This is a genomic window from Dyadobacter sp. NIV53 (assembly GCF_019711195.1).
In the GTDB taxonomy this organism is placed as follows: Bacteria; Bacteroidota; Bacteroidia; order Cytophagales; family Spirosomataceae; genus Dyadobacter.
Genome location: NZ_CP081299.1, coordinates 3,603,728 through 3,617,457, shown reverse-complemented (window position 1 = coordinate 3,617,457; position 13,730 = coordinate 3,603,728). Strand labels below are relative to the sequence as shown.

Annotated in this window: 12 protein-coding genes and 2 pseudogenes; 11 read left to right on the top strand and 3 right to left on the bottom strand. The window is 38.2% G+C overall.

Features of this window, described 5'->3' with window-relative positions; genetic code table 11:
• Nucleotides 1–8 precede the first annotated feature (8 nt).
• Nucleotides 9–1,721, bottom strand: coding sequence for a single-stranded-DNA-specific exonuclease RecJ (gene recJ / locus KZC02_RS14625; RefSeq protein ID WP_221394763.1), 1,713 nt, complete (start codon nucleotides 1,719–1,721; stop codon nucleotides 9–11).
• A gap of 118 nt (nucleotides 1,722–1,839) precedes the next feature.
• Between recJ and ruvX the strand changes: the two are divergent.
• The 3 genes and pseudogenes from ruvX to KZC02_RS14610 all read left to right on the top strand — a co-directional run bounded on the left by ruvX (nucleotide 1,840) and on the right by KZC02_RS14610 (nucleotide 3,781).
• Nucleotides 1,840–2,252 (top strand): annotated as a pseudogene (gene ruvX, locus KZC02_RS14620) (Holliday junction resolvase RuvX).
• Between the two features lie 59 nt (nucleotides 2,253–2,311).
• The gene (gene def / locus KZC02_RS14615; protein WP_221394762.1) at nucleotides 2,312–2,902 is read left to right on the top strand and encodes a peptide deformylase; all 591 of its coding nucleotides are present in this window, start codon (nucleotides 2,312–2,314) and stop codon (nucleotides 2,900–2,902) included.
• 96 nt (nucleotides 2,903–2,998) lie between these two features.
• The gene (locus KZC02_RS14610; protein WP_221394761.1) at nucleotides 2,999–3,781 is read left to right on the top strand and encodes an amidohydrolase; all 783 of its coding nucleotides are present in this window, start codon (nucleotides 2,999–3,001) and stop codon (nucleotides 3,779–3,781) included.
• Nucleotides 3,782–3,794: 13 nt separating this feature from the next.
• Here the strand turns inward: KZC02_RS14610 and gatC are convergent, their stop codons facing one another.
• The gene (gene gatC / locus KZC02_RS14605) at nucleotides 3,795–4,082 is read right to left on the bottom strand and encodes an Asp-tRNA(Asn)/Glu-tRNA(Gln) amidotransferase subunit GatC (protein WP_221394760.1); all 288 of its coding nucleotides are present in this window, start codon (nucleotides 4,080–4,082) and stop codon (nucleotides 3,795–3,797) included.
• Nucleotides 4,083–4,701: 619 nt separating this feature from the next.
• Between gatC and KZC02_RS14600 the strand changes: the two genes are divergently transcribed.
• The 6 genes from KZC02_RS14600 (at nucleotide 4,702) to KZC02_RS14575 (ending at nucleotide 10,704) form a co-directional block, all read left to right on the top strand.
• Nucleotides 4,702–5,541 carry a MotA/TolQ/ExbB proton channel family protein gene (locus KZC02_RS14600; protein ID WP_221394759.1) on the top strand — a complete coding sequence of 280 codons (840 nt, stop codon included), beginning with the start codon at nucleotides 4,702–4,704 and terminating at the stop codon, nucleotides 5,539–5,541.
• Between the two features lie 75 nt (nucleotides 5,542–5,616).
• A complete protein-coding gene (locus tag KZC02_RS14595; protein ID WP_221394758.1) occupies nucleotides 5,617–6,231 on the top strand; it encodes a biopolymer transporter ExbD in 615 nt (204 codons plus the stop codon).
• A 44-nt stretch (nucleotides 6,232–6,275) separates the two neighbouring features.
• A complete protein-coding gene (locus KZC02_RS14590; protein WP_221394757.1) occupies nucleotides 6,276–6,860 on the top strand; it encodes a biopolymer transporter ExbD in 585 nt (194 codons plus the stop codon).
• A gap of 26 nt (nucleotides 6,861–6,886) precedes the next feature.
• Nucleotides 6,887–7,711 (top strand): energy transducer TonB, encoded by an 825-nt coding sequence (locus KZC02_RS14585; RefSeq protein WP_221394756.1) that lies wholly within the window; start codon nucleotides 6,887–6,889, stop codon nucleotides 7,709–7,711.
• Nucleotides 7,712–7,933: 222 nt separating this feature from the next.
• Nucleotides 7,934–8,884 (top strand): substrate-binding domain-containing protein, encoded by a 951-nt coding sequence (locus KZC02_RS14580; protein ID WP_221394755.1) that lies wholly within the window; start codon nucleotides 7,934–7,936, stop codon nucleotides 8,882–8,884.
• Between the two features lie 92 nt (nucleotides 8,885–8,976).
• Entirely contained in the window at nucleotides 8,977–10,704 is a 1,728-nt protein-coding gene (locus KZC02_RS14575; RefSeq protein ID WP_229254338.1) for a tetratricopeptide repeat protein, read from the top strand.
• 77 nt (nucleotides 10,705–10,781) lie between these two features.
• Here KZC02_RS14575 and KZC02_RS14570 read toward each other — a convergent pair whose 3' ends face one another.
• Nucleotides 10,782–10,982, bottom strand: coding sequence for a hypothetical protein (locus tag KZC02_RS14570; RefSeq protein ID WP_221394753.1), 201 nt, complete (start codon nucleotides 10,980–10,982; stop codon nucleotides 10,782–10,784).
• Nucleotides 10,983–11,172: 190 nt separating this feature from the next.
• On the opposite strand from KZC02_RS14570, the gene KZC02_RS14565 reads away from it, so the two are divergent.
• Nucleotides 11,173–12,495: a BatD family protein gene (locus tag KZC02_RS14565; RefSeq protein WP_229254337.1), complete on the top strand. Its 1,323-nt coding sequence runs from the start codon at nucleotides 11,173–11,175 to the stop codon at nucleotides 12,493–12,495.
• A 3-nt stretch (nucleotides 12,496–12,498) separates the two neighbouring features.
• Nucleotides 12,499–13,577, top strand: a pseudogene (gene aroC, locus KZC02_RS14560) (chorismate synthase).
• Nucleotides 13,578–13,730: the final 153 nt, after the last annotated feature.

Genomic DNA, 13,730 nt, shown 5'->3' with positions numbered 1-13,730 from the left:
GGTATATTTCAATGGATTTTTATATCCTTTAAAAACAATTGTAACGTTTTTTTATCCCGAAAGTTATTTTCTTCTAAGTTGTAACAGATTGAAAAAGGCCTGCCATTGACCAGATCGGGATAAAAATGTGCCATCCCAAAGCCAATTGCAGTAAAAGTGCCGGAATCTTTTTGTTTTACATCGAATTTTAAATGTTTCTCCTTCAGAATAACCGGATTTCCTGCCAGAGAAACGTTTTTGCTTTCAAATACAGGCGTCATATTTCCTGGCCCGAATGGTCCCATTTGCCGCAGAATATTATAGAATTTCTGGGTAATGGTGCTTAATTCAAGTGGCAGGTCAATATTGATCATTGGAGTCAGCTGATCGGGAAGAATCCGGCTGCTCACAATTTCATTAAATCTGATCCGGAAAGCTTCTATATTCTGAAGAGGCAACGTAAGCCCGGCTGCAAAAGTGTGTCCGCCGAATTGTTCCAGCAGGTCCGAACATTCTTCAATGGCTTCGTATACATCAAAACCCGGAACTGACCTTGCAGAACCCGCAGCTTTTCCGTGCGATTGTGTCAAAATAATAGTAGGTCGGTGGTATTTTTCAATACAACGGCTGGCAACAATTCCAATTACACCCTTGTGCCAGTCTTCCTTATATAGTACAGTACTTTTTGCATCAGAAAACCAGGAATCGTTTTCAATCATATCTAGTGCCTCTTCGGTAATGCTGGTGTCAAAAACTCTTCTGTCGCTGTTGTGCTTGTTAATTTCAAAAGCAAAGTCCTGTGCTTCCTGTTCATCATCAGACAATAACAACCGGACAGCTTCTTTGGCGTGTTTGATCCGGCCGGCAGCATTAATTCTGGGCCCAAGCCCAAACACTACATTTGTTATATCCAGTGTACCCGTCATTCCGGAGATCTGGATCAAAGCCTTCATCCCGACTCGGGGAGAAGCATTTAAACGCTGAAGTCCGTAAAAAGCAAGAATTCTGTTTTCGCCTGTAATTGGTACAATATCAGAGGCAATACTTACTACTAATAAATCAAGGTACTCAAACAGGATTTCCGGATTTATTTTCTGATTGATACAAAAAGCCTGCAAAAGTTTAAATCCAACCCCACAACCAGTAAGTTCTTTATAAGGATATAGGCAATCTTCGCGTTTCGGATCGAGAACAGCAACAGCGGGCGGCAATTCATCTCCGGGACGATGGTGGTCACATATAATAAAATCAATTCCCCTGCTTTTTGCTTCCGTAACTTTATCTACCGATTTGATACCGCAGTCGAGCGTAACAATTAAAGTAAAACCATTTTCCTGCGCAAAATCTATGCTTTGCCATGAAACCCCATATCCTTCATTATAACGATCGGGAATATAATAATCCAGATTATCATAAATTTTGCGTAGAAAGCCATAAAAAAGTGTTACCGACGTGGTTCCATCCACATCATAATCACCATAAACCAGTATTTTTTCTTTGTTATTTATTGCCTGGACCAGTCTCTTTACAGCTACAGCCATATCCATCATCAGATATGGATCATGCAGATGAGAAAGATCCGGGCGAAAAAATGTTCTTGACTCTTCAAAACTGCTTACACCACGCTGTATAAGAAGCATAGCCAGGCTGGAATTAATGTTTAATGCTTCTGCCAGTTCCTGGTTTACCAGAAGTTGGTCAGGAGTCAGTTTAGTGTTGTGTATCCAGCGCTTGTCGATCATAATACAAAGATAACGTTAATATATAATGTGTACATCAAAAGCGGGTAAGAGCTCAGGAAACGGGAAAAGCTAAACGAAAGGTATTATCTTTGCAAAATATTAACTTTTATTAATACAAATGCCTCGTCTTCTGGCTATTGATTATGGTGCTAAACGCACTGGTATTGCGGTAACTGATCCTTTACAGATTATTGCCACAGCTTTAGATACCGTGAGAACGCACGATTTACTGGATTTCCTAAAACAATATTGTCAGGGTGAATCAATAGAAGCATTTATTGTAGGAATGCCGCGGCGGCTGGATAATACAGACAGCGATAATACACCACGTGTGGTAGCATTTGTGAAAATTTTAAAGAAAAATTTTCCTGATACACCAGTCCATACCCATGATGAACGATTTACTTCTTCAATGGCTTTACAGTCAATGATTGCAAGCGGGACAAAAAAAGTGACAGAAGGGAAAAAGGCAATATTGACAAAATCAGCGCGACTATAATACTTCAGTCATTTATGGAAAGCTGCCATTAGAATAAAAAAAGCCATTACGGCATAATTGTACTCATTATCTAAATCTCATATTTTTAAAAATGATTTATCCTATTGTAGCTTACGGTGATCCTATATTAAGGAAGCCGACTCGCTTTATAGAAAAAGAAGAGCTGGATCTTAAAAAGCTGTCAGATGATATGTTTGAAACCATGTATTCGGCTAGTGGCGTTGGCTTGGCAGCTCCCCAGATTGGTATGAATATCCGCATGTTTGTTGTAGACGGAACTCCATTTAGTGAAAAAGATGAAGATGACGAAGATGCTGAGCCGGACCTTTCATTAGTTGATTTCAAAAAAGTTTTTATAAATCCAAAAGTGCTGGAAGAAGATGGCAAAACCTGGGCTTTTGAAGAAGGTTGTCTGAGTATTCCGGGCATACGTGGAGATGTTTACAGGCCGGAAAGAGTAAAAATCAGTTATCTGGATACTGATTGGAACGAACATATAGAAGAATACAATGGTATGGCTGCCAGGATTATACAGCACGAATATGACCATTTGCTGGGTAAATTATTTGTTGATTATCTTCCTACGCTTAAAAAACAACTAATTAAAAAGAAACTGGCTGATATAACTAAAGGAAACGTTGACTCAGATTATCGTATGCGTTTTCCGGGTGGAAGGAGATAGTCAGCATATTATAAGTTACTGGAAAAAAGCAGTTAAAAGCGAAATGATCCTTAACCAGGAATTTTGATTTTTTTCACACTTAAAATTTCATATAAAATGACGAAAGACAGATTGGCGGTTGCTCTGATACAAACAGATCTTTACTGGGAAAACGTGACGGCCAATCTGTCTTCTCTTGAGGAGAAAATTGCAGCAATTGAAAAACCTGCTGATGTAATAATACTTCCTGAAATGTTTAATTCCGGCTTTACCATGAACCGGAAAGTGGCCGAACCGGTAAATCTGACTACGACGCGCTGGATGAAACAGATCGCAGAACAAACTGATGCACTCATAATTGGAAGCTTTGCTGTTAAAGATGGTGATGAGTTTTATAATCGTTTGTTTTACGTTTTTCCCGATGGAACATTTTCTCATAGCGATAAAAGGCACTTGTTCCGGATGGGAGAAGAGCATGAAACATATACGCCGGGAAATTCCAAAAAAATCATTGACTGGAGGGGATGGAAAATATGTGCCTTAGTCTGTTATGATTTAAGATTTCCTGTCTGGAGCCGTAATATTGAATCAGATCAATACGATCTGCTTGTATATGTAGCAAACTGGCCCGCGCGTCGTGCACATGCATGGAAATCCTTATTAATTGCCAGAGCCATTGAAAATCAAAGTTATGTCGTTGGTGTGAACAGAGTAGGTACTGATGCTCTTGGAATTAGTTACCAGGGAGATTCTGTCGCACATGATTTTCTGGGAGAGCCTATTTGTATACTTGAAAACAAGGAGCAGGACAAAGTTGTCGATCTGTCACAAACTGATCTCAAAAATTATCGGAAAGGTTTTCCTGCTTATCTGGATGCTGACACCTTTAATATACTATAAATCACTTTCGTTATTACTCAATTACTTTTGGTACCATTATATAGGTATCGTTTTTTGAAGGAGCATTTGCGAGTGCCTCAGCTCTTGTCAATGTATTTTTGTTGATATCTTCCCGCCAGATATTTGCTTCGTCCATAATATGAGTAAGCGGCTCCACTCCTTCCGTATTGATTTCATTCAGCTGTTCCATCCATGACAACACAGAATCCATACTACTTAACAAAGACTCTTCTTCCTCCGGTTTTATTTCCAGTCTAGCCAAATGTGCGATCTTTTTGAGAGACTCTTTATCAATTTTCATACTGTTATGAATATGTTATTTTTTAATTCTATTATATAATGAATTCAAAACTATCATATTTTTCACAACTGCTGTGAAAATCCTGAAAATTGATTGCAAATCGGATGATAAAGTAAGGTGGAATATGATGTCCTGGCTTCGAATATAAATGGACACCGGACTTGCAATATTAATTTTTACGTCAATATTCTTTAAAATTATCTTCAACCTTGATAGTAGGAGGAAAATAATATTTGCTTTTATACCCTGATATTAAAATATTTTAAACTCCAATTGCCATATTAAAAAAACAAGTTGATACCATTTGACAAAAAGAGTACAATTTTGCAATGTTTGATTATAGGCCTTTATATGACTCTTTATCACCTAAATAGCTTTTTTGGTGAGAGTTTAATGTTGGTTAATTCTTCAAATTGTACAATTTCCAAATTGTTGCAAAAAAATAAGACAAAAAAAGTGGGCTAAAACTTGCTTTTTTTTAAAAGGAAAACTCATACTTTTGTAGAAGTCGATAGCGTAATACCACAACCAAAATTTTATTTTACAAAAGGCTGATTTAACCAAAACTTTTATTTAATTCACAACCAAAATCTCAATTTAACCTTTAAAAGTAAGTCTGATGGAAAAGAAAGCTACAAGTCCGGCACAAGCACCTAAGCCTGCTACGGCAGCATCAAAAGGCTCAGGCGGTTTAAACCCGGCATTAGTAATCCCCCTACTATTTGTTATTGCTCTTTGTGTTTACATGTTTGTTTTGGGTAACCCCGATCACTTTATCGATGGTGATCCGGAAAAAGGCCCGAAACCAGGTGATTATTTCGGTATTGTTCACGAAGGTGGACCAATTGTACCTTTGTTAATGACTTGTTTTCTTATTGTTCTTGTTTTCACAATTGAACGTATGATCACAATTGGTAAAGCAAATGGTTCAGGAAGTATCGATTCATTTGTTCGCAAAATCAAAAGCCTTCTTGACAAAAATCAAGTTGACGAAGCGATCAAAGAATGTGACAAACAAAAAGGTTCTGTGGGAAATGTTATCAAGGCTGGTTTGTTGAAATACAAACAACTTGCTGGTGAAACTCAACTTGACAAAGAACAAAAACTTGCAGCATTGCAAAAAGAAGTAGACGAAGCGACTACATTAGAATTGCCTATGCTACAAAAAAACCTTACAATTATCGCAACATTGGCCGGTGCATCTACACTTATCGCACTTTTGGGTACGGTACTTGGTATGATCCGTGCATTCGCAGCCTTGGGTGCGTCTGGTGCTTCTGATTCTGGTGCACTTGCAGCGGGTATCTCTGAAGCACTTATCAATACGGCGATTGGTATCGGTACTTCTGCGATCGCAACGATCTCATATGCTTATCTGAACAGCCGTGTTGACGACTTGACTTACAGTATTGACGAAATTGGTTTGAGCATTCAGCAAAATTTTGCTGCTCATTATTAATTAATAGTCACAACGTGAACTATTGATATATAACTTTCGTTAATATTAAAAAAACTTATATATTAGTAAAAAATTATGGGAGTAGTTAAGCCTAAGAAACACCCGCCTCATACGGATATGACGGCGATGACGGATGTGGCCTTTTTGCTACTAACGTTCTTTATCATGACGGCTACTTTTAAAACGAACGATGCAGAGATTACAACTCCTACATCTATTTCGCAAATCAAAGTACCTGCTGAGGAGCTTTTAGTTATTAGCATTGATAAGGAAGGAAAGGTTTTCTTTGGAGTGGATGCAAAACCGGTACGTGTGGCAATGCTTGATGCTATTGCTCAGACAAAAGGAATTTCATTCACTGATATAGAAAAATCGAAATTTGCCATTCAGTCAAGTTTTGGTTTTCCTATCGCTCAATTGAAGCCTTGGTTAAGTATGTCAAAAGAGCAGATGACAGCAGTGAAACAACCTGGTATTAAGGTTGATTCTACTGGAACCAGTGAGCTGGCAGATTGGGTTTATGCAGCAAGAAAATCAAATCCACAATTAAGGATTGCTCTAAAAGGTGATAATCTAGCTAAGTTCCCTGTGTTCAAGGATGTGTTATCGAATCTGCAATCACAGAACATTAACAAATTCTCGCTCATTACTGGTAGTGAAGATGCACCTGCAGGTTTTAAGGGGGATTAATTTTAAAATGAGGAACAGTTTCACTTTAAATTTAAAGTATTAACATGGCAGCTATTGAAGAATCCGGTGGCGGTGGGCATGGGAAAGGCGATGGTAAGGTAAGGGGTAAGAAAATGTCAACCAGGGTCGATATGACACCCATGGTGGATTTGGGATTCCTCCTTATTACTTTCTTTATGCTTGCGACCACAATGAGTAAGCCGACGGCAATGTCTGTTTTCTTTCCTGACAAACAGGAAAAGGATCAGCCAGAAGAGACGGAACCATTAAAAGCATCAAAAGTTTTGACACTATTTTTAGGATCAAATGATGATGTGTATTATCTGGATGGTGTTGCAGCAGATGATGATAAAGCAGAAGCGTCTTTAAAAACTACACGGTTTGGATCTGATCTGAGAAGTGTGATTTTTAATTCGGCAAAACGTATCAATGCAGCAAACCCTAAGGATGATAAAGGAAATGAACCTTTCGTAGTGGTAATTAAGCCTACTGTTGTATCTACATATAAAAATATGGTAGATGTACTGGATGAAATGGCTATTACCAAATCAAGAAGATATGCATTGGTAGATAACCTTACGGATGCAGAAAAGAAAGTTCTTGGAGATAAGGTAAAACCTAAAAATTAAACTATAACTATTTAAAAAAAATCGCCATGGCAGAGACAAGCCCGAATGCGACACTGGATGATATAGTGTTTGCAAATCGTAATAAGGCGTATGGAGCATTTTCACTTCGCAGGGGTTACCGTGCGGACGTGACTAAAGCCACAATAATTGGTGCTGTACTTTTTCTGTTGGCAATGTTTGCGCCAACAATTATCAGTAGCTTAGCTTCTGACGATAAAGAAGAGTTAGTTGAAGTTGAAGTGGATTTAATGAAAATGCCACCACCGCCAATTGACCCGGCAGAACCACCACCGCCGCCACCGCCGCCAATTGAGCAGCCTAAGGTAAACACGGTGAAATTTCTTCCTCCTGAAGTTAAAAAGGATGAAGAAGTTCCGGAAGAAACACCTCCTCCAACTGTGGAAGAGATCAAAGAAGCAGTAGTTGCTAACAAAACTGTTGAGGGTGATCCTAATGCAAACGAAATTATCGTTGCTCCCGAAGCAGTTGCAGCTCCAAGCAAAGGTACTGTGGTTGAAGCTGCTCCGGAACCGGAAAAAGTTTTTACTGTAGTAGAACAGCAGCCAGAATTTCCAGGTGGAACTTCTGAGATGTATAAGTACCTTGGAAAAAACATTAAGTATCCAAGTGCAGCTTCCAGAGCTAACGTTTCAGGAAGAGTATTTATGTCATTTGTTGTTAATGTTGATGGTAGTATCCAGGACGTTGCAGTATTGAAAGGATTAGGATTTGGTTGTGATGAGGAAGCTATCCGTGTTGTGAAAGCTATGCCAAAATGGAAACCAGGTAAACAGTCCGGACGTGCAGTACGTGTTAAGTATAATCTTCCTATTAACTTCCAATTGGAGTAACTTATGAAGGAAAAACCATTGCATGAGAAGATCATTGATCTTGCCTCTTTGCTAATGGCTCTGATATACGTGGGAGGAGGGATCTATTTGATCTTCTCCTCCTCGTCTTTTAATTTTTACCAATCAGTAAAGTTCAGAAGTATGCCTTGGCTGGCACACTTATTTTATACGGGATTTTCAGAGCTTATCGCGTATGGAAAAGGCAAAATAATCGTATGAGCCATGAATAATTTAATTATTACCAGCAAGTTCTTAATATTAGTCTTAATTATAAGTGCTTGCTCCGGTGGTTCATCAGATTTGGATAATCCGAGAAGAGGAACGGTTACAATTGCAGCAGATGAGTCGTTTAAGCCTTTGGTTGATGCGTTAACCGGTGCTTATGAAGGAATTTATCCCGAAGCTCACTTTAAAATTGATTATAAACCGGAACAGCAGACAGTTTTACAATTCCTGCAGGATAGTGCAAGGATCGTATTTACTACCAGAAAATTGACTGAAAAAGAAACGGAAATAATTAAGAACAAGAAAACGGCCTTAAAACAGCAGCACATTGCTATTGATGGGCTTGCAATTGTTGTCAGTAAGGCTAATTCTGATAGTTTAATGACACTTGCGGAATTAAAGGGCATATTTGAGGGAAAAATAACCAATTGGTCACAGCTTCCCGGGAGCAACCAGACTGGATTAATAACTCTTGTATTCGATGATGCAAATGCGAGTAACCTTAATTTTATCCGTGAAAAGTTCAAAATTAAGGATATTAAAAATCTTCGCTTAATTGCTTCCGGATCAAATGAGAAAGTAATTAGTGATGTAAAATCAAATCCGTTATATCTTGGTTTTATTGGTGTAAACTGGATCGGAGACGGGCATTCAGTGATAAGTGAAAAGCTCTCAAAAGGACTCAATGTATTTGGGATATCCAATAAAGATAAACCTGACTCCTTGTCTGACTATTACCAGCCTTTTCAAAAGGGATTGGAATTCAGGAATTATCCACTTTCACGAGATGTATATATTCTTAGTCTTGAAGGGTATTCTGGTTTGGGAGGTGGAATGATGACCTATATAGCACGGGATGTTGGAGGGCTGATCATTCAGAAAATGGGATTAATACCTACTATACGCTATCCAAGAAGCGTAGAGATAAGAACAGGGAAAAATTTTTAACGTTTTATATACAATTTTTCACATTTGGTACTTGTTTATTGAAAGACCAAATTTTTATCATTATCTTAACCGGGTAAAAAATGAACAGAAACATGAAAATAAAATTTGCAGCAGTTGTATTCAGTGTATTTGCAGTTATTAATGCACATGCACAAACGGTTCAGGATGGGTTGGCTTTAATTCATACTGAGAGGTTTAATGAAGCTGGTAATCTGTTTAAAAAACTGGCAGCGGGTACACCATCAGCAGATAATCAGTACTATTTAGGATATTATTACATTAAAACAGATAAACTCGACTCAGCACAGGCGGCTTTTGAAAAAGGAATCCAGCTTGACGAAAAATCGTATTTGAACCAGGTTGGCCTTGGATCAATTGCTCTTAGTAAAGGAGATAAAGTTAAAGCGAAGGAGTATTTTGATACAGCTGAAAAGAAGAACAAAAAGGATGCTGAAACACTTTATAGAATAGGGGAGGCATATACATTATTTGAAAAAAATAATGATCCTGCTGAAGCAATCAGATTGCTTGATGAAGCTGTAAAAAAGGATAAGAACCTTGCTGATGCATATATTGCAAAAGGAGATGCTCTAATGTTGCGTAATGAAGGTGGTGCTGCTGTTACTGCTTATGAATATGCGTTAACTGCAAAACCAAATTATGCAGTGGCTGACAATCGTATTGGACAGGTTTATCTGAGAGGTAAGAACTATAATCTTGCCCTTGAAAATTACAAAAAAGCAATTGAAGCTGATCCTAACTTTGCTCCTGCTTACAAAGATCTGGCTGAACTTTACTTTTTAGCACAGAAATACAAACAGGCTGCTGATAATTTCGACTTGTTTATGCAAAAAAGTGGAAGTACTGATCCTGAATTGAAACTTCGTGCTGCTCAGTTTGCATTTACAGCTGACGATTATGCAAAGTCTTTACAGCTTTTACAAAGCGTTGAAGGTAAAATTAACAATCCGATCATCAAGCGTATGTACGGTTGGTCTTATTTCAAAACGAATGAGGCTGATAAAGCAATTGCTAGTCTGAACGATTTCATTAGTGTAGCTCCGGACAAAGTAATTGGCGATGATTATAAATATCTTGGTCGTTCTTATAATCTAAAAGCTACGGCAGAAGGTAAACCTTACGATTCTACTGGTGTTGTATACATTCTGAAAGGTGCTGATATGGATACAAGTAAAACGGATGCTGCTAATACATACAAAGAAGTAGCTACTCTTTATTACGGAGCAAAGGATTTTCCAAAAGCTGCTGAGGCATATAAAAAGGGCATTGCCTTAGATACCGCAAAAGCTTCTCCAAATGATTATTTTTATCTTGGACTGTCTAACTTTCAGCAAGGGACTGCAATTCAACCTGCTGGCTTACCTGACAGCGTAGCGTTAGCTCAAACCAGAAAGAATTTCTTCCTGACAGCTGATTCAAGCTTCGCAATGGTTACAGTTAAAACTCCTGAATGGCCAATTGGATATTACTGGAGAGCAAGTTCTCTTTATAATGCATATGATCGTCAGGAAAATATTGATAAAGGAATTTCTGCCCCATACTATGAAAAACTGGCTGAACTAGCAGAAAAAGATGCTGATCCATCTAAATTAAAAGGGTATCTAAAATTGGCATATGGTTATTTAGCTTTTTATAGCCAGACAACTAAAAATGACCCTGCCAAGGCAAAGGAATATTGGGAAAAGCTGTTGAAAGTTGATCCTGAAAATGCTTCTGCAAAAGAAGCACTGGGATTAGCAGTTGCACCAGCAGCACAACCAGCTTCCGGGCCTGCAAAAGCAGCACCTAAAAAGAAGTAATATAAGGTTTTGATAAGTAAAAAGCCTCTCCGGATTCCGGAGAGGCTTTTTACTTATATGATACTTGAAGAAATAAATTATAGGGATAATTTGGCAAAGCAAGTATTAAGAACCGGAAGGTAAACAGTACTGTAATGCTCATAACACCAGGCTCTTAAACGTTTGACCTCAAATGGCATTAACATACGTATGGCTTTTCTCAATTCTTTTTCAAACAATCTGCGGTCAAAACTAACCTTTTGCAGAATAATTTTAATGTATTCAAGCATTGAGGCCATAGTATTATGTAGTTTTGTTATTAGTTAAAAGATAAAAAGTTGAGATTAATAGTCAAGGTGATTGATTTCCCTTAACTACCAATAAATTTAACGAATATTTTAGATGAAATTATATGTGATATTGAATATAATTTTGTGTTTTTCGCATATTATTTTGGCTCAGGACTTAGGTAATCAGGAAACTGTTGAAATGGGGTCCAAAGATTTAAAAATAGATGAGCCCTTTATCCTTTCTGTTGTTTTAAAAGACATTGAAACACGCCCCTCGGTAATATTTCCTGATATTAAGGGATTAGAGAAAAGGAGTAAGTCTGCAACTAGCTCTGTGAATACTATTGATGGCAAAAAGATAGTTGTTCAAACTATCAGCCAGGAATATTTTGCTGAAAAGACGGGTAAGTACCAGATACCGGATTTTTATATTTTAATCAATGGTGTAAGGTTAAAGTCAGAAGGAACGATTGTTAATTTTTCGTCAGGAGATATTTCCACAAATGGAAATGTAGAAGACGAAAGCAACATAAGTGATCTGTCCGAACTTGATTTAAACAAGGAAGGAGTTTTCCTATCTGTGCAGGCCGACAAAAAAGGTGTTTATATAAGAGAAGGTTTTGCTTTACGGATTTCTCTATACATTGCGGAAAGCGCACCTGTAAAGATGGAGTTTTATGAATTTAATATGCAATTGCAATCTATTTTGAAACAAATACGCCCGGCCAATTGCTGGGAAGAGAATGTTGGCATAGAAGAAATTGTAAAACGGAAGGTTAATATCAGAGGAGTAAGTTATACCGAATACATGATGTATCAGGCGCAGTTTTTTCCTATTACGTTACAGGATGTAACGTTTCCGTCGGTAAATCTGAATATGTTGGTAGTAGAAAATAAAGGTGCTGTTAACATAGAAAATAAGGTAATCCGATCATTTAAATCGAAAGCTGTTCATGTAAAGGTGAAACCTTTGCCAAATCATCCATTAAAAGACCAAGTGGCAGTAGGTCAGTACCATTTAATAGAAGGACTGTCGAGAGAACTTGTTTATCCGGGAGAAAGTGTCCGATATAGCTTTAAAATTGAAGGGATTGGAAATATTGCTGCAATTCCTAATCCTGAAATAGAAACGAATTCAGCATTTGATTTTTATCCGCCTGATGTTAGTCAGATCATAAGGAGAAGTTATCTTAAAGTGTCAGGAGAGAAGTCATTTGATTACTTTGTTGTGCCCAGAAGAGACGGTACATTTCCATTGAGCAGGTATTTTCAATGGGTTTATTTTAATCCGGTAACAACAAAATATGATACGCTAAGGTCTTCAAAAAAATTACAGGTAAAGGGAGAAGACTATAAATTAGGAAACTTGTCTATGAGCGGGTCTCTGGGACTATATGACAATTTAGATGGGTTGGATACGACTAAACAAAGATTTAATTATAAAAGTGTTTTTAAAGAAATTACTAATATCATTGTAATTATATTGTTAATAACAATGATCTGGGTATTTAGAAAGCAATAATACATGGGAAGTACATACGGAAAAATATTTAAGATAGCCACTTTTGGTGAATCGCACGGAGTTGGGATTGGTGTTGTGATAGATGGGTGTCCGGCTGGTGTTGATTTTGATACTGATTTTATTCAGAGTGAACTGACACGCAGAAAACCAGGGCAATCCAGAATAACAACGCAACGCCGGGAAGCAGATGAATTTGAGGTGCTTTCTGGTGTTTTTGAAGGTAAAACAACGGGAACTCCGATTGCAATGGTAATCAGAAATGAAGACCAGAGAAGTAAGGATTATTCGCATATAGCAGCACAATACCGGCCTTCACATGCTGATTATACATATCAGGCAAAATATGGTGTAAGGGATTACAGAGGTGGCGGACGTAGCTCAGCCCGGGAAACTGCTGCACGTGTTGCAGCCGGTGCTCTGGCAAAATTACTCCTGGCTTCACTGGAAGTTAATATACAGGCTTATGTATCGCAGGTAGGGGCAATGAAACTTACAAAGGGATACGAGGAACTGGATTTAACATTGACTGAATCCAACGCCGTACGTTGTCCGGATCCCGTAATAGCACAGCAAATGTTTGATTACATTGATGAGGTCAGAAAGAATGGCGACTCTATTGGCGGTGTTGTAAACTGTGTTATCAAAGGAGTACCAGCAGGGTGGGGGAGCCTGTTTTTGATAAGCTGCACGCTGAACTGGGCAAAGCTATGCTAAGCATCAATGCTGTTAAAGGTTTTGAATACGGAAGTGGATTTGATGGGGTTGAAATGCTGGGATCACAACATAATGACGCTTTTTTTCTTGATGAAAATAATAAAGTACATACCAGGTCTAATCATTCAGGGGGCATACAAGGCGGTATTTCCAATGGGGAAGATATTTATTTCCGGGTTGCATTCAAGCCAGTTGCGACGATAATGCAGGATCAGGAAAGTGTAGACCAGCATGGTAATGTAGCTGTGGTACAAGGAAAGGGTCGTCATGATCCTTGCGTAGTACCTCGTGCTGTTCCGATTGTCGAGGCCATGGCAGCATTAGTATTGGCAGATTTTTATCTGATCAATAAAACCAGCCAGTTATAATTTATTCTTCTTGCGTCGTTGATTTAAACTGAGAACCAGCCAAAGAACACCTATAAATTCAAGGAACAGGCCGCACAGAACAATTGGATTGCTGAATTCTATATGCGAATCTTTCAGGAATGTACTAAGGATGATCAATAGCATTCCGGCTAA